General features: G+C 48.0%; 13 protein-coding genes. 1 reads left to right on the top strand and 12 read right to left on the bottom strand.

Annotated elements, in window-relative coordinates; all coding sequences use genetic code 11:
- Positions 1-119: 119 nt before the first annotated feature.
- On the top strand, positions 120-1,355 hold the full coding sequence (locus MRJ96_14590) for a glycosyltransferase family 4 protein (GenBank protein ID MDR4502669.1): 1,236 nt from the start codon (positions 120-122) through the stop codon (positions 1,353-1,355).
- Between the two features lie 49 nt (positions 1,356-1,404).
- Here the strand turns inward: MRJ96_14590 and MRJ96_14585 are convergent, their stop codons facing one another.
- The 12 genes from MRJ96_14585 to MRJ96_14530 form a co-directional block, all read right to left on the bottom strand.
- The gene (locus tag MRJ96_14585) at positions 1,405-2,526 is read right to left on the bottom strand and encodes a bifunctional UDP-4-keto-pentose/UDP-xylose synthase (GenBank protein ID MDR4502668.1); all 1,122 of its coding nucleotides are present in this window, start codon (positions 2,524-2,526) and stop codon (positions 1,405-1,407) included.
- A gap of 102 nt (positions 2,527-2,628) precedes the next feature.
- On the bottom strand, positions 2,629-3,411 hold the full coding sequence (locus MRJ96_14580; GenBank protein ID MDR4502667.1) for a WecB/TagA/CpsF family glycosyltransferase: 783 nt from the start codon (positions 3,409-3,411) through the stop codon (positions 2,629-2,631).
- Between the two features lie 111 nt (positions 3,412-3,522).
- A complete protein-coding gene (locus tag MRJ96_14575; GenBank protein MDR4502666.1) occupies positions 3,523-4,515 on the bottom strand; it encodes a GDP-L-fucose synthase in 993 nt (330 codons plus the stop codon).
- A complete protein-coding gene (gmd, locus tag MRJ96_14570) occupies positions 4,511-5,557 on the bottom strand; it encodes a GDP-mannose 4,6-dehydratase (protein ID MDR4502665.1) in 1,047 nt (348 codons plus the stop codon). The genes MRJ96_14575 and gmd overlap by 5 nt, the downstream gene beginning before the upstream one ends.
- Positions 5,558-5,595: 38 nt before the next feature.
- Positions 5,596-7,032 carry a sugar transferase gene (locus tag MRJ96_14565; GenBank protein MDR4502664.1) on the bottom strand — a complete coding sequence of 479 codons (1,437 nt, stop codon included), beginning with the start codon at positions 7,030-7,032 and terminating at the stop codon, positions 5,596-5,598.
- Positions 7,033-7,832: 800 nt separating this feature from the next.
- On the bottom strand, positions 7,833-9,080 hold the full coding sequence (gene clpX, locus MRJ96_14560) for an ATP-dependent Clp protease ATP-binding subunit ClpX (GenBank protein MDR4502663.1): 1,248 nt from the start codon (positions 9,078-9,080) through the stop codon (positions 7,833-7,835).
- 137 nt (positions 9,081-9,217) lie between these two features.
- Positions 9,218-10,312, bottom strand: a complete 1,095-nt coding sequence (locus MRJ96_14555; GenBank protein ID MDR4502662.1) for a hypothetical protein — start codon at positions 10,310-10,312, stop codon at positions 9,218-9,220.
- Positions 10,313-10,342: 30 nt separating this feature from the next.
- On the bottom strand, positions 10,343-11,263 hold the full coding sequence (locus tag MRJ96_14550; GenBank protein MDR4502661.1) for a M48 family metallopeptidase: 921 nt from the start codon (positions 11,261-11,263) through the stop codon (positions 10,343-10,345).
- A 91-nt stretch (positions 11,264-11,354) separates the two neighbouring features.
- Positions 11,355-12,812, bottom strand: a complete 1,458-nt coding sequence (locus MRJ96_14545; protein MDR4502660.1) for an insulinase family protein — start codon at positions 12,810-12,812, stop codon at positions 11,355-11,357.
- Positions 12,812-14,368 (bottom strand): insulinase family protein, encoded by a 1,557-nt coding sequence (locus tag MRJ96_14540; GenBank protein ID MDR4502659.1) that lies wholly within the window; start codon positions 14,366-14,368, stop codon positions 12,812-12,814. The genes MRJ96_14545 and MRJ96_14540 overlap by 1 nt, the downstream gene beginning before the upstream one ends.
- A 153-nt stretch (positions 14,369-14,521) precedes the next feature.
- Positions 14,522-15,175, bottom strand: a complete 654-nt coding sequence (locus tag MRJ96_14535) for a sulfite oxidase-like oxidoreductase (protein ID MDR4502658.1) — start codon at positions 15,173-15,175, stop codon at positions 14,522-14,524.
- 548 nt (positions 15,176-15,723) lie between these two features.
- A complete protein-coding gene (locus tag MRJ96_14530) occupies positions 15,724-16,779 on the bottom strand; it encodes a pectinesterase family protein (protein MDR4502657.1) in 1,056 nt (351 codons plus the stop codon).
- Positions 16,780-16,965: the final 186 nt, after the last annotated feature.

The following is a 16,965-nucleotide window of genomic DNA, read 5'->3' as shown; positions in this document are numbered from 1 at the left end:
TTGTTGCAAAAGTTTGGAATCTCTAAGATGTGTCGGCTTCGGAATTCATGCCATTATCATCAATTGTCCGAATTACTCCATTCTTACTCGCATCATGACAATCCGAGCGTTTTGAGCTGATGCACGGTAATCATTTACATATTCTCTACCTTAATCCACATTTGACTCGTCCGAATAGTGAACAGGGTACCTGGGGGCGAAAGTTCGTGGATGAACTTCGAGGACTCGGGGTCGAAGTTACCACCTACCCTGAGTATTCCATCCATCAGGCTTCACCGACGTGCTCCCGTTCAGGTCAGAATAGGCAACTTTCCCGGTTCTTCAAAAGTTACAGTCCAAACTGGCTTCAACATGTTTTCATTGAATTTATGAGCATCGCCCGTGGGCTGTGGTATAGCTTCCGTCTTGGCCTGTGGGCAAAACAATTCAAGTCTCATCCGCCAGATGTTATCTATGGGCGTGTCTCCTATTGTGATTGGGCTCCATGGCTCATTGGACATACGCTTTGTCGGCCAATCATCCTGGAAGTCCACTCCCCTCACTACCTTGAACGTACGTTTCGAGGATGGAAGCAATCCAGGATTCTACAAAAGTACGAACAATTACAATGGAAATATGCTTCATTGATTCGCGTCGTTTCTAAACCCATGGTCAAGATATTAGAAAGAGAGGGAATCACTCCGGAACGGATTTCTTTTATCCCATATGGTGTTGAGATCCTTCCTCAACGAGTGAAAGACCCTTCATGCCATTCATCAAATCTCACAATCGTGTTTGTCGGCAGTTTCTATTCATGGCATGGAGTCAGAATATTATTAGAAGCTGTTGCCTTAGTAAAACAACACATCCCTGACCTTACTCTCGAACTCATCGGTGATGGGCAGACGTTTCACGGTGATAAACAGTTAACACGGATCCTCGGCCTCGAGGATATTGTGCGTTTTCTCGGCTGGCTCCCTCGCCATAAGATGCTTGACCATGTTCGGTTTGCAGATATTGCTGTTGCCCCTTTTCTTCACATCGAGCCATTTTATTTCGATCCCGTCAAGATCCTTGATTACATGTCAACGGGAGTGGCCATCATTGCCTCACGACTCGAACGTATCGCAGAAATGCTTCACTATGGTCGCGGAGGCATTCTTGTCCCACCTGGCAATGCTCAAGTCTTAGCGGATAACTTGGTTATCCTTGCGAAAAATTCTCATCTTCGAGAACAGCTAGGGATAGCCGCTCAGGAAATTCTTGAAGAAGAAGGATACAGCTGGGAAAGCACTGCTCAGCGCGTTAAAGGACTTTGCCAAGAGGCCATCGAACACAAAGGGCCTCCGTTCTCGGAGGTTGATGCGTCGGGTTAAACATGTATGCTGTACCTGAAACGATGATGATTTCTTAGTTGAAAGATGTCTAATCTTTCACGCTTAAAGCTTTCTGCATGAGATCATGTTTCCATGGTTTGAGCGCGTAATGCATGTGGTATTCCTTGACATAATAGCTCATCGTCGCGCGAAGTGTATTATGAATATCCCACTTGGGTTCCCATCCAAGAAGGACCTTCGCCTTGGAAATGTCGGGAATACGACGATCTGAATCCTCGTATCCCACTCCGTAAAATTCTTCTGATGAGACGGTGACGATTTCGGGGAGCTTTGATGGCTTATCCGAAAATTCATTGGCGTACAAATCTCGCATCGAGACGGCCAACTCTTGTATGGAAATTTCGTTTTTGGGGGATCCGATGTTAAAAATCTGACGATCACAGACATCGTTAGGGTTGAGGACAATGGCGTAAATGGCCTCTATGGCGTCGTCGATGTAGGTATAACAACGACGGTGTGTCCCTCCATCAACCAGCTTCATTTGTCCTCCATTGATCAGCGCATCCATGAAAAACGAAAATACTCTTGGGATTCCGTCGGTTTCATTGAGCAGATAATCAATTTTGGGACCGATAAAGTTAAACGGACGAATGATGCTGTAGTTGAAGCCATTTTCAATCCCATAGGCATGAAGAATACGCTCTAATAATTGTTTAGCTGACGCGTATATCCAGCGATGTTTCCCTATGGGGCCAAGAATAAAGTTTGTATGATCTTCAGAAAAAGTGGCATGGATCGGATCATCAGGATTCACCAGGTGACCATTCAGAAAACTCGCTACCGTCTTTCCATAAACTTCACAAGTTGAGAACTGAATGAGCCGTCTCTGGAGTTTTCTACAGGCTTTGGCAATCTTGAGATTTTCTGTGAAGTTGAGCTCGAACACTTCTAATGGCATTTTGACATAGAGCCCTGGGTTCGCATAGGCGATTAAATCAATGACGACATCGGCGTCACTCACAAGCTCTTCCAACCCCCAGTTCGGCTCTCTGATATCTTGATTGATAAGAGTCAGGCCTGGATGATTGATCAGTTCGGAGATTTTATCGTCATAGTAATCGACGACAACAACGGAATGCCCTTCAAGTAAGAGACGTTCTGTAAGATGTGATCCGATAAACCCTGCCCCACCGAGACTTAGGACTTTCATGAGAGATCTCCTCAATAATATGGATAGAACCTGTCGCTAAGAGATTAGAGGGTGAGCCTCCATCTCTGAAGTGTCCGAACTCGAAAAACCGTTTTGTCAATGTTACGAACTGATCTTGCCTTCAAAAAGCATGGCCTGCGCGACTTTACGAAGAAAAATCGTATTCGTGATCACATATCGTTTCCACAATCTCTGGGGTTCGCTGCAGAGCCGAAAGAGCCATTCCAGTCCATGCTTTTGCATCCAGCCAGGAGCCATTGGTTTATAACCTGCGATGAAGTCAAATGCCGCGCCAACGCAAAGTTGAACTCCATGAATGCGTTTGCGATGATCATAGGCAAAAATTTCTTGCTTCGGACAACCGAGTCCAAGAAATATCAAGCCGGCCCCACTTTTATTAACCCGATCGACGAGAGCCTGATCTTCCTGAAGAGTCAATGGACGAAACGGTGGAGATTCGAAGCCGGTAATGCGTAGTGGTGGAAAGCGTTTCAGAAGATTGGTCCGCAACTGATGCAGGACGATTTCCGTGCTGCCCAACAGATACACCCCGATACCCTCGAAACTCGCTTGTCGGCATAGCCGTAACATTAACTCGGGACCGTAAACGCGATCGGATAACTGTGCCTTATGAAAATGATTCAGGGCCCAGCGAACGGGTTGGCCGTCTGGGGCGACGATATCAAACTGATTCACCATCTGCCTGAGGTCGGGGTCTCGAGATGCCTCGATAAGGCCATGCACGGGCATATGATCAACAATGGTCGATCGACGTTCTCGAGCCGCTTGAATGATGGTTGCCAGCGCCTCATCATACTGAGTTGAGCTAACCGAGACGCCAAAGAGATCAAATTTTCTGGGCCAACAGGGGTCACTGGTATGCATGACTGAACAACCTTCCTTGGTCGTAACCTATTGCCAAGATCCTCGGAACACGTCGTCAACATGGTGAATGACGACAGCCTCCCCACCAAGGACTCTCGCTAGGGCGGCACTTTACCTGTGAGGATGGAGGACAGGAACCTCGACTGAATATTGTGATGAGAATCGACAATACCAATCGTAGGTTTTCTTGATGCCTGTTTCCAGGGAAACTTGAGGCGTCCAGCCTAACCCTTGCAGCCGAGAGACATCAAGAACCTTCTTCATGGTTCCATCAGGCTTTGTCGAATCCCATTGAACTTGACCGTGAAACCCGATGATCCGCTGAATCATTTCGACCAGTTGGCGAATCGTCATGCCTTTCCCCGTTCCAATGTTAATAACAGGACCAGCTTTATAGGATAGCAGATTATCGAACGATTCGTGAGGAAGCATCATTAAGAACACACAGGCTTCAGCGCAATCATCAACAAACAATAGTTCGCGTTCGGCGCGTCCGGTGCCCCACACCACCACATCGTGGCCATGTTCGCGCCCCTCGTGAAACTTTCGAATGAGGGCTGGTAATACGTGACTCGTTTCTAGGTCAAAGTTATCCCCTACCCCGTATAAATTCGTCGGCATCACACTCAGGAATTTCGTACCATATTGCCTATTATAAGCTTCGCAAATCTTAATGCCAGCAATTTTTGCGATCGCGTATGGCTCGTTCGTGTGTTCAAGGTATCCGCTCAGCAGGTATTCTTCGCGCATGGGCTGAGGACAATGCTTGGGATAGATACAGGAACTGCCCAGGAAGAGTACACGTTGGACGCCGCTTCGATAGGCCGCATCAAGGACATGTGTCGCGATGGCCAGATTTTGAAAAATAAATTCGGCCGGATATGTGGCATTCGCTAAAATTCCGCCAACCTTTGCGGCGGCAAGAAACACGTAGTCCGGTTTTTCTGTGAAAAAAAACTCTTCGACGTCAGATTGACGAGTTAGGTCTAACGACAGATGGTCTTTTAGGAGAAGATTGGAAAACCCCTTGGCCTGCAGATTGCGGACAATCGCAGACCCCGCCATTCCAGTATGACCTGCGACGAAGATTTTACTATCGTTAATCACCCTTCCACCATTTGTCAGGAAATTTCTCTTTGATGATCGCATCACCTTCGCCTTGGGGAGCCAGTCCAATTTTTCTCATGTCTGCATCGATCATAATACGGACTAATGCGGGAAACCCAATCCGGGTTTCCCACGCGAGGTGCTGCCTCGCTTTTGCCGGATTCGCGATGAGCACGTCGACTTCCGTCGGTCTCATGTATTTGGGGTCTTCTTTGACGAAGTCTCGCCAGTCCAATCCGACGTAGCCGAAGGCTTCTTCCACGAGTTCTTGCACCGTATGGGCTTCTCCCGATCCTAAAACGAAATCGTCCGAAACATCGGCCTGTAATATTCGATACATGCCTTCCACATACTCAGGAGCAAAGCCCCAATCACGTCTGGCTTGTCGGTTACCAAGATACAGATCCTTCTGACGACCGGCGACAATATTGGCAACCGCTCGCGTGACTTTACGAGTCACGAATGTTTCTCCCCTCCTTGGGGATTCATGATTGAACAAGATACCGTTAGAGGCGAATAATTGACTGGCTTCCCGAAAGTTGACCGTCATCCAATAGGCGTACACTTTTGCCGCGCCATATGGGCTTCTGGGGTAGAATACTGTCTGCTCTCCCTGCGGCGGAGCAGCATTGCCAAACATTTCGCTTGAAGAAGCTTGATAAAACTTGCACTTCACCCCACTTCGTTTAATGGCTTCCAAAATTCTCGTGGTTCCGAGCGCCGTCACATCACCAGTATTTTCTGGTATGTCAAAACTCACCCGTACATGACTCTGCGCCCCAAGATGGTAGATTTCATCGGGTTGCAGGCTATAGATCAGATGCGTCAACTGACTGGAATCGATGAGATCGCCATAATGCAAAAAAAGGCGAGCTTGAGGTTGATGGGGGTCTTGATAGATGTGATCAATCCTACTCGTGTTGAACGTACTTGCCCGTCTGATAAGCCCATGAACTTCATATCCTTTTGCCAACAGCAATTCCGCCAGATAGGAACCATCCTGCCCTGTAATGCCAGTTACAAATGCAATTTTTGCCATTCTTGACCCTTCGTGAAAAGTTCAGATCACTGGCGGCATTAGGCTGCGCCTGTCCCTCGTAAGACAACGGGAATGGTCTTGAGTAAAATTTTGAGGTCGAGCCATAACGTCCATTGATCGATATATTGCATATCCAATTCCATCCACTTCTCAAACGACAGACGGCTGCGTCCATTGACTTGCCATAAACAGGTCAATCCCGGTGGAACACTGAAACGGCGACGATGCCAGTCTTCTTTAAATTCTTCAAAATCTCGGACAGGTAAGGGCCGAGGACCAACTAAGCTCATATCTCCCTTGAGGACATTCCAGAGTTGGGGAAGTTCGTCAATGCTGGTTTTTCGAAGCCATCGGCCAAGCGTGGTCAGACGCGGGTCATCCTCTATCTTAAAAGCTGCCCCTTCGACTTCATTGAGGTGAATAAGATTTTCAAGCATTTTTTCCGCATCAGGAACCATCGTCCGGAATTTATACAATCGAAACTTTCGTTTATTTCTACCGATTCTTTCCTGGACGAATAAAGCCGGTCCCTTGCTTGAGAGTTTAATCAGGCTCCCAATAATGGCGAAAAAAGGAAGTAGAAAAACTAACAGTGGCAACGAGACCAGAATATCGATGATACGTTTAAAAACGAATGCGTGATCGCCCAAGGCCCCAGGCTGTAATGTGAGGAGGGAATGTTTTTCAAAATGTTCGACTCGTTCATGGGCAAATTTTGGCGAAAACATGTTGCCCAACACACGAATCAAGACTCCCTGCTCTTCACACTGAGCCACAATTTGAGCAGCCTGTTCATAGTATGACTTAATTGGAAGAGCAATCATCACTTCATCAATGATAAAACATCGCAAAAAACTCTGGAAATTTTCGAAGTCTGTCACGATTGAAAACCCAGTTCGCTGAAACGTGTTGATGCCATCCCACGGCTCATCTAAAAACCCGACCAAATGATAACCGAGCTCTGGCTTGGCTTGAATGTCAAGAGCAAATTGGACAGCTCGAGGATTGGTCCCCACAATCAAAATATTTCGGATATTCCGGCCATTTAATCTGGCTTGCCTCAAGATAAACCTCAAGCACAGTCGACTCCCCAGTACTAGGCTTAATCCCCCACCCCACAACACCAGAACAAACCATGGTTCGATAATGTCAACTCGAAATAATACGGCTGCCGTCACAAAAACGAATGTCGATACAGTGACAGCCTTTAGCAGGTCCAGGCACTCACTTTTTAACGTCGAAAGGCGACGAGATTCGTATATTTGAAAAAAAGAAAAAATTCCATGCCACAGAATGGCCATGCCACACACAAAAATGATGTTTTCGATCTTGACTCGAATAGACAAGAATTGGCTAAAGGAAATGTTTGCTGAAGAGGAATACGAAAAGGCTACGGCTGCAGCCAATGCAATGCCTAGCAAGATCAGATCTATGGCCTTGAGACTTTGAATGAGTAACGTACGTCTAGCTTGCATGTCTTAGAAAAAGATGGAGATTTGCTACTCAAAAAAAGTGTAGAAGGGGCCAAATTCTGACAGAACCATTCTGTCGAGAAGCTCTGGAGGTAATAATGTCATACCTGTATAAGGACCTATGGTGTAGGAAGCATGTAAGATCTCTGAATAGAAGAACGATGTATACCAAATGCAAGTAACATACTTAAATATTGATACGGAATAATGGATGAAAGCTCTTTGTTTTTAACGTCTTATAAAGAGTGACAATGAAAGGGTAGATTTCTTATGTATGCTTATGAATTCAGTGAAAACCCTAGCTCATAGAATCTCATGAAATTTTCAACTTCAGGGAAAGCGTACTAAGTCATGAGGATATAGAGGAACCTTTGCTAAAGGCATTTCATATTATTCGAGAAAATGTTATGAAATCTCGGGAAAAGCGAGCGCACCTTCAAAAAATAAAGCAGAGACTATTGTTTTGGCCTATCTCTTGAAGGTCAGAGCAGGAAGGAAGCTGACCAACCCGAATCATGGTTTCCTGAGAACTCTCGATGAACATTTCATAAAAATACTATAAAAATTCATTATGGCAAGAGTGCAGTCTGAGACCGCTACAGGTTCATGTATGCCGTCTAGCTGTAGTGATAATGAAACACCCTCCTGGGGTATGACGACTTCATGGCCAAGAGTACAAGAACCGTCGATGCCGAACGACTGAAAGTGTGTGGAACCAGCTAACGCACAGAAATGATCTTCGGCAGGACGATCGTGATCTTTCTCAGAAGATCATGAAGAATTGAACAGATTGGACTGGATGATTACGCGGATTTTCGGAGCAACCGGGGCTTGGCCTTGCCCGTTACGACGTCATGATTGATGATGATTTCTTTTACCCCTTTCAGTGCCGGGACGTCATACATCAGATCTAACATGAGGTCTTCCAGGATACTGCGTAGCGCCCGTGCCCCTGTTTTCATCGAAATGGCTTGTTCGGCAACTTCCCGAATGGCTTCTGGTGTGAAATTGAGATGGACATCTTCCAACTCGAATAAGGCCTGGTACTGTTTGATGATGGCATTTTTGGGCTCTGTCATCACACGCACCATGTCATCGACATCCAGGTCTTGAAGGGTCGAGAGAATCGGAAACCGTCCCACGAATTCGGGAATCAGCCCATATTTGAGCAAATCTTCTGGACGCACTCGATCCATTAACGAGTCAACCGCCTTGGGATCTTTGGCGTTGGAATCCGCTTCAAAACCTAGTCTTTTTTGGTTAGTACGTTGAGCGATAAACTCGTCCAGTCCGACAAACGCGCCCCCACAGATAAACAGGACATTCGCTGTATCAACTCGTAAAAATTCTTGCTCAGGATGCTTCCGTCCTCCTTTAGGAGGGATATTGCATACCGTGCCTTCTACGAGCTTGAGAAGAGCTTGCTGGACGCCTTCACCTGAGACATCCCGTGTAATCGAAGCACTTTCGGACTTCCGGCTAATTTTATCGATCTCGTCGATATAAATAATACCGATCTGAGCGCGGGCCAGGTTAAAGTCACTGGCTTGCAACAATTTGAGGACGACATTTTCGACGTCCTCTCCAACATAACCAGCTTCCGTAACGGTCGTAGCGTCGGCGATAGCAAAGGGTACGTGAAGAATGTTCGCCAAGCTTTTCGCCAAGAGCGTTTTCCCCGTGCCAGTCGCACCAATGAGCATCACATTTCCCTTTTCAAGTTCCACATGCGTTAAGTCACGGCCGCTGAACACACGTTTATAATGATTATGGACGGCGACGGAAAGAACTTTTTTCGCGCGTTCTTGGCCGATGACGTATTGGTCCAAGACGGCTTTGATTTCAGGAGGCGTTGGGAGCGGCTCTGTTGGAGCTGCGACTGGCTCTTGTATATGAGGCTGTCCCTCTAGAAACCTTGCGCAATGTTGCACACAATCTTGACAGATAAAAACCTGCCCCGGAGTTTGGCATTGCGGGCAAGGCTGATTCGCTGGAGATTGAATCAATGTTTTGCCTTCACGCTGTGGCTTGCCACAGAATGAACATGGCATGACATCAGAAGGCTTGTTTTTTCGAGAATTACCCAATCGTGAAAAGTTTCCTTCTTTACTCAAAAGAGCATGAGCTCAAATTCTTATCTTCCTAGTCCCTGCATCATATAGCGAGAGAGTGAAGCATTTCAATTTTTTCAGTGCAGTTTCTTTGGGTTATCGGTTGGGATGATCAAAGGAACAGACTGCCAGGATTCGCCGCCATCGCGGCTTCGGTACAAGCCACTACCATTCGTTCCGACATACAGCAGACGAGAGTCGAGCGGACTCATCACCAGGGCACGGATATTGAGGTTATCTAATCCATGGTTGACGGATTCCCAACTCGCTCCACCGTCTACGGATTTATGGACACCCTTGCGGCTCGTGACATAAACAATATCAGGGTAAACCGGATCAATGATCAAGTCGCTTAACATGTGATCGGGAAGGTTTTCCCCGATCTTCTGCCATGCTTGCCCTCCATTGACGGTTTTATACAAGCCCGTCAATGTAGCCGTATACACGGACTGTTCATGATGGGGATCCACTTTGATCTTGGTGACACCGAGGGCGCGAGAGGATTTCAAGACTTCTGGCGCGACCAGCCCGTTATTCACTTTTTCCCACCACACTCCGCCGTCAAGGGATTTGTACACTCCTCCGCTCGTGCCGGCATAGAGTGTGTGATGGTGGTGAGAATCGATAGCCAACGCAATGACCATTAGGACTTCTTTCATGCCTTCCATTCGTTTCATCCAGGTTTCTCCAGCCGTGTCCGATTCAAACACCCCCATGGATGTGGCTGCGTACAGATGATTGCTCGAACCCGGCACAAACACGAGTTCATGCACGACTGAGGAAATGGTCACACTGTCAAGTCCATCACGTTGTGACACCCAGTTTTGCCCTCCATTATAACTCTTAAAAACCGCATCGCCTTTTGTTCCAGCATAGACGTTCGCCGAAAAGAGAGGATCAATAGCTAATGAGATGACACGCGAGTGGGTCATGCCGCGAGAAATGTTCTGCCACGTCGCGCCTTCATCACGTGTCTTATAGACATAGGCGTTCGTCGCGATGTAGAGGATATGAGGTTTAGAAGGATGGAGCGCGATTTCAACGACGGGCTCACTTTCTCCACAACCTGTCGCCGCATAACACCATAAAGCGACCCACACATACGCCGCCACGGTTCTCAAGGAGCGGGCCAATGGCGAAGAGAGAGAGCTATGACTGACCAATGGCGTCAAGGACAAACTCCGATGCAGCTGGACATCAGGCTATCGACGAAATTTAGTTTTGGGGGCTGATGGACGATCTGAAGGAGGTTTGGCAGAGGGGGTAAGAGTTGGCAAGTTTTTGACCGGAGCCTTGTCGGCTGATTGATACAACGTCATGGCTTCGGGCATCCATTTTTTCAAATCAGCGATACGAGTGTCGTGGGCGGGATGAGTTGAAAGAAATTCAGGTGGAGCGCCATCAGAGGCCCCGGCCATACGTTGCCAAATGGCGATAGCCTCTCGTGGATCATATCCGGCGTCAGCGGCCAATAAGACACCGATATAATCGGCTTCAGACTCATGCTGACGGCTAAAAGGCAGGAGAATCCCAACCTGAGTCCCCAGGCCGACCGCTTGCATGGCCAGTTGGTTGACCTCTGGATTGACTCCTAACACAGCCAAGGCTACGGCAGTTCCCGCTTGCCCGAATTGAGCAAGCATACCCTGACTCATGCGCTCTCCACCATGTTGGGCTAGGGCATGAACGACTTCATGGCCCATGATTGCCGCTAACCCGGCTTCGGTTTTCGCAATCGGAAAAATCCCTGTATAGACCGCAATTTTCCCACCTGGCATCGCCCAAGCGTTTTTCGTTTGGTCATCTTTGATCACGGAAACTTCCCAATGAAATTGTTTCGCGGCTTCGGCATATTTCGAACGCTTTGCCGCTTCAATAATTCGAGCGGCGACTCGTTTGACCGGTTCAATTTCACGCGGATCTTTTGAGATGATGACTTTGGGGTCTGACAGGACTTCATTGTACGCGTTACTCGCCATTTGTTGCATTTCTGCAGAATTCACGAGTAATAATTGTGACCGTTTCGTGTAAGGGTTGGTTTGGCATCCAGATACCGATATCCCGAACATGAATACAAAAAGAAAAAAGGCGAGCTGTCGGAGCCAGGTGGGAAATGTTCTCATAAGAAGCCTAGGCCTTTTCTGAATCATGAATAACGAAGGCACGAACAAAGAGGAAACAATGGGTCGGGCCGAGAAAGCTTGTGCATGGCGATTAGCTTGGCTCTGGAATCGAAATGTCAAGTTCTTGTACGGCGTCATATCGTGCCAACGCCGGTGCTGTGCCGGCCCGGGGCCCCACCACCAGAATCGAAAAGTCTAGAGGACGTAAATGGTGTTGAGCCGCTTCCCGCACCTGTTCGGTCGTTACCTGTTCGATGCCATCGCGAAATTTGACGAGCCAATCTAAGGGATAGCCATAGTATTCATACAAAAGATACTGCCCCAACACCTTGGCCGGCGAATCAACCGAAAACACGAATGAATTGATGATGCTCGCTTTGGCTTTTGCAACTTCTTCATCGGTCGGTGGCTCTGAGACCATCTTTTGCGATTCAGCGATGAGGGCATCGATGCCTGCGGCAGTCGTTTCTGTCTTTGTGGACATCATCAGACTGGCCATACCCGGGTAGTCCCATTGAAACCCCACTCCGCCATGCACATCGTAAGCAAGACCTTGCTTCGAACGAACATTGGAAAATAACCGTGCCCCGAATGAACCGGATAAAATTTGATTGACCACCACTAGAGGATAATAATCAGGGTTGTTCCGGAGGACACCTAAATGCCCCATGATAATCTTCGCCTGAGTCATGTCATTCTTCTCGACATAAAAGACGTTGGCCGGATTCGATGCCGCATATGGCACGGAGACCGGTTGAACGGGAGGTCCGGCTGGCCAATCGGAAAAAACTTTTTTCAACAACGTTAATGCAGCATCGGCTTGGAAGTCGCCGGTGATACCGATGATCATCCGGTTTGGATGAAAGAAGCGCTGGTGCCAGTCTTTCAGATCTGTTTGAGTGATCGCACTAATGGTGGTATAGGTAGGCGTACGGGCATAGGAAGAGTCGGCCCCGTACACAAGCTTTTTAAATTCTCGGCTCACGATCGAATCAGGATTGTCGTTCTGTCGAGAAATTGAGGCCATGGCCTGGTTTTTGGCGATGGCGAGCTTCTCTTGATTAAACGAAGGGTTTCGCAAGACGTCAGCGAAAACTTTCAAAATATCGACGAAATCATCTTTCAGGCAACTCATCGAGGCCGACCCCATCGTTTCACCGATTGAGGTCTCGATTGTCGCGGCTTTTCCTTCAAGATAATCATCCAAGGCATCACCGGACATTGTCGTGGTCCCTCCACTGCGCATCACACTTCCGACGATTTGAGCCAATCCCACTTTTCCCGGGGGATCTAAACGGGACCCTGTTCGGATTTTCGCCGAGACGCTCACGAGTGGTAATTCGTGGTCTTCCATCATCAAGATCACCATGCCATTGTCCAAGGTCACTCGTGTGGGTTCGGGAATTGCCAGATCTGGAAGAGGAGGGAATCGTAAATCAGCGACGTATTCAACTTGAGCATAAAGAGGTCCTATAAGCCACAGATGTGACAACAACAAGAGCAGCACGGTTGAAGTGAGTCGAGAGACTCGGCTGGGATGTTTGCCCATTACTGCGATCCTCCTGTCTTCGTCGCGATAGATGCTATGTCAGGTGGCGCTGATTCAGTCTCGATCATCGCAACGACCCGGTTTGTCTCACGAAAGGTTTGGCTGGCCACGCGACGAATATCGGCCTTGGTGACGTTCTTCAGTCGTTCAATATAACGGAACAGCTCTCGCCAGTCTCCGAAGAGCAGATGATAATCCGTCAATTGCATCGCCAATCCCAGATTGCTGCCGAGTGACCGGAGCAATCCAGCCTTGGCACGGGTTCGAAATTTTTCAAGTTCTTCGTCCGAGACATCTTCGGTTGCGATCTTTTGTAACTCTTCCCGAAGAGCCTGTTGAACCGTCGCATTGCTCACGCCCCTGGCCGGAACTCCATAGGCCACCCAGAGGTGAGGATATTTTTCACCGGGATATGCTCCATAGGAACCGACTGAGACGGCGATTTTTTTATCACGCACCAGCGAACGATAGAAGCGAGATGTTCGACCGTTTGTGAGGATATCATCAATCGCATCGTACACCGGTTGATCGGGATGCGTGACGGCAGGCTTGTGATAACCTTCTAAGTAAAAGGGTTGCGAGGGATCTTTGAGGACGACGGTTTTCTCGGCGATCGATGGTGGTTCGATCGTTCGAAGCGGAGGAGGGATCGGTCTTTGGGGAATGCGCCCAAAATACTTCTCTAAAAGCGGTATGACCTTTTCCGCTTTGACGTCTCCGACGATGGCCGTTACCATATTCGCGGGGACATAATACTGTCGATAGAATGCTTCAGCGTCCGTCATCGTATAGGATTGAATATCGCTTGCATAGCCAATGACAGGATGATGATAGGGATGAGCGATGAAGGCAGCCGAGACAAATTGCTCGAGTAATCTTCCGATGGCGCTGCTTTCAGTCCGAAGACGACGTTCTTCCATCACGACATCCCGTTCTTTATAAAATTCCCGAAAGACGGGTTGCAAGAAACGTTCGGATTCTAAATAAGCAAAGAGTTCGACCTTGTTCGACGGGAGGGCATAAAAGTATCCGGTGACATCAGCGCCGGTAAAAGCATTGAGCGAAACCCCGCCTTCACGTTCAATAATGTCCCCAAACTCGTTCTTGGACACATATTGACTGGCGACATGTTGAGCCTGTTTGAAGCGGTCCTCGAGTTCTTTCACGTGTTCAGGGCTGGATTTGGGGTTCCAACGTGCTTTTTGGTAGGCCTGATACGCGTCTTCGAGACTCCTGAGCGCTGTTTTTTCCGCTTCATAATTCGATGTTCCGAGCCGTGGGGTTCCTTTGAAGGCCATGTGTTCGAACATATGAGCCAAGCCGGTTCTCCCTTTTGGCTCTTGGGCCGAACCAACGTTGACACGCGTCATAAACGCAAAGACCGGTGCCGTTGGCCGTTCCACGATGATAAACGTCCAGCCGTTTTTCAAGGTGTGAAGCGTGACATGTTGAGAGAAAGAGGCCAGATCTTGACTAAAAGCTCTTGGGACGAAATGAAAAAAAACCAACGCGATCAGCAATCCGCACAATACTTGTTTTCTCCTGCTTGCTCTCATATTGGTCCTCATGGTGTAAGCCCTTAATGAAATAGAACCGCTTTTCTGTTCATCAATCAACGTCTAAGTTATCTTATCCAGTCAGGAAGAAGGCATGCAAGAAAAAAGAAAGCCCCGAGGTTTGGTCACGGTAGGAAAACTTTTGCCGTTGCATTAACCATAACGATCATTGTCCCACGGCAAGGCGGTGTTCGAATATCCACGAACTTCCCAAAACCCTTTTTGGTCTTGTGGTAAAAATGATATTTTCCTGATCCACTTCGCCCCCTTCCACGCATAACGTTTGGGAACGATCATGCGGACCGGTCCTCCGTGTTCTTTTGAGAGCGGCTGATGATTCCATTGATACGCCAAGATCACGTCATCATCGTCACAGACCGACAAGGGCAGGTTGGTCGTGTACTCGTCGTAACTTTCGAACAGAACATACTTTGCGGAAGGACTGGGTTGGACAATCGTCAGCAAGTGTTGAAAGCTGACTCCATCCCACTCGTTGTCTAAACGACTCCAAGTCGTGACGCAATGAAAGTCGGAAGTGAGATGTACGATGGGCTGTTCGAGATATTGCTTCCAATTCCATGTCAAGGGATGTTCAACTTCCCCGTCAATGTGCAACCTCCAATCTTCAAGTGATACTTCGGGTTTGATCCCAAGGTCCAGGACGGGCCAATTATTGACGAGGTGTTGACCGGGGGGTACCCGAGGGTCTGAATGTTCCGTCTCCACTTCTCTGGCGGAGTCGCCGCGTCCACGGAACATGAGTCGTTGTTTGGCCTGTATGATTTTCTCGTTAATATCCACGACCATAACCTTTCATGATTCAAGATGATAGATGCTGGAAGTTCATTCAAGATTCTTCTGGCGTTCAGAAACAGCCCATTTTAACGTCATTATGGCCATAAGAAAACTCTATCTTAGCATTTTCATGCAATCAGGTTATTGTGCCGACATCTTATCATTTATCGCGAATCCACATACGTTCCCATCGATACAGACGACACACCCCGCGCGGTACGACGTTGAAGCAGACGGAAAGTGATACCCGCGTGGATGACCTGACACACTTGGTTGTTTCTCTCACGTCTTGAAGAGTAAAGGCGTGCAAGGGAACGCTGTATCGTTTTGATATCACTGAAACGGCTATAAACTTCCTGCGGAAGTTTCTTTGATCCCATGAGATTGTTTCAGGGAAAGACCATGTAAAAGAGTAGATTCATGCGTGGAAGAATTTGGCAGGGATGAAAAAAGACTGTGCTTCAAGAATCAGGGACGTTGTTCGCTTCTCCAAAGTCATGCCAAACAGGTTCAACGAAGTTGGAGAAATGCATCAGGGAAGAGGATATTCCTCTATCCCATCATGGATGAGGTCCCACGGGTGGAAGTGCCCCTAAGAATGGAAAGGTGCCGATGTCTCGGAGTTTGGTGTCGGAACGAAGACGAAAATCATCTTGCTCGGCATTGACAAATGCCGGGGGGGTCGTGACATCATCCTTCCCTCTTCTACCCTCGGGGAAGGCTGATCCGGAATCAGACCCTTCTATAAGATAGTCAACCTTGTTGGCGAAAAGTACGTTAAAGGATAGCGTGGTCTCACTTTGGGGGGAAAAGAGAAATGCCGTTTGACTCAGCATCAGAATATTGCCATGGGCTTCTCCGCGAGTCTGATCGTGAAAAGCCATCCCTCCCCCGTTGCGAACGATCGTATTTTGGATAGCTACCGCATTGGCGGCATCATTCACCATAATACCCTCGAATAAGCTGCGAGTGATCACGTTCTGCTTTAATACCACTTCTGACCTTCCCCCAATCGCCACGCCATGATCATTGTCGTGAATATAGTTTCCCAATAAGGTGGCCTTAGAATTAGCGAACGCCACACCCGTCGTCTCACTCCCGCCGATCACACAATGTTCCAGCCTCACATCTTCAACGTCTTGACCGAAGACCATGCCCTTTACCTCAAGATGTTTCAGGAGGATTCCTCCACCATTGAATATCCCCAGTCCAAGTCCCCCATGTTGCATCACGGTAAGATTGTGAATTTCTACGTTCTTCGCTCCATATGGCCATTTGCCAACATGCAAGGTCCCGACGCGCTTCAGCCCCGTGAGTATCACAAGATTCATCTGTTCGCCGATGATTTTGAGACCTTCCTTACTATGGACGGTCACATCTTCGGCATAGGTACCCGCTTTGATCCAAATCGTGTCGCCTGATTGTGCGGCATCGATCGCTTCTTGAATGGAAACATAATACCCGCTTCCATCAGCCGCGACCGTCCACTTGGCTTGATCGTCAGGAAGTTGCACCCGCGGGGAATCTACGGGAGCGCCAAAAGAAGAAAGATGCGTGAAAGTCAATGCGAGTGCAAAAAAGAATATGACGGCTGGCTTGGAATAGAGAGCTTGCATTATCGCCTTACGTTCTCAAAGAAGTTTTCATGTTTGATGAACTGTCTGCATTGCAGACGTTTGGCATCTGTAGGCAATAACTCAAGTATCGGTCCTCGGTCAAGCGTCGCGACAGCTCGGTGATGTCTTCCATCCTATCTTTCCAGACAACAGGAACATTCTGAATGAGGACAGAACGCCGTTATC

This window comes from Nitrospirales bacterium (genome assembly GCA_031315865.1).
Classification (GTDB): Bacteria; Nitrospirota; Nitrospiria; order Nitrospirales; family UBA8639; genus JAGQKC01.
Note: the sequence above shows the minus strand (reverse complement) of the source record. Positions and strands in the feature narration are given on the sequence as shown.

Excerpts from the sequence above, each read along its gene's own strand:
- MRJ96_14590 (MDR4502669.1), top strand. The coding sequence starts at position 120 with ATGCACGGTAATCATTTACATATTCTCTACCTTAATCCACATTTGACT.
- MRJ96_14585 (MDR4502668.1), bottom strand. The coding sequence starts at position 2,526 with ATGAAAGTCCTAAGTCTCGGTGGGGCAGGGTTTATCGGATCACATCTT.
- MRJ96_14580 (MDR4502667.1), bottom strand. The coding sequence starts at position 3,411 with ATGCATACCAGTGACCCCTGTTGGCCCAGAAAATTTGATCTCTTTGGC.
- gmd (MDR4502665.1), bottom strand. The coding sequence starts at position 5,557 with ATGGCAAAAATTGCATTTGTAACTGGCATTACAGGGCAGGATGGTTCC.
- MRJ96_14565 (MDR4502664.1), bottom strand. The coding sequence starts at position 7,032 with ATGCAAGCTAGACGTACGTTACTCATTCAAAGTCTCAAGGCCATAGAT.
- clpX (MDR4502663.1), bottom strand. The coding sequence starts at position 9,080 with ATGCCATGTTCATTCTGTGGCAAGCCACAGCGTGAAGGCAAAACATTG.
- MRJ96_14550 (MDR4502661.1), bottom strand. The coding sequence starts at position 11,263 with ATGAGAACATTTCCCACCTGGCTCCGACAGCTCGCCTTTTTTCTTTTT.
- MRJ96_14545 (MDR4502660.1), bottom strand. The coding sequence starts at position 12,812 with ATGGGCAAACATCCCAGCCGAGTCTCTCGACTCACTTCAACCGTGCTG.
- MRJ96_14540 (MDR4502659.1), bottom strand. The coding sequence starts at position 14,368 with ATGAGAGCAAGCAGGAGAAAACAAGTATTGTGCGGATTGCTGATCGCG.
- MRJ96_14535 (MDR4502658.1), bottom strand. The coding sequence starts at position 15,175 with ATGGTCGTGGATATTAACGAGAAAATCATACAGGCCAAACAACGACTC.
- MRJ96_14530 (MDR4502657.1), bottom strand. The coding sequence starts at position 16,779 with ATGCAAGCTCTCTATTCCAAGCCAGCCGTCATATTCTTTTTTGCACTC.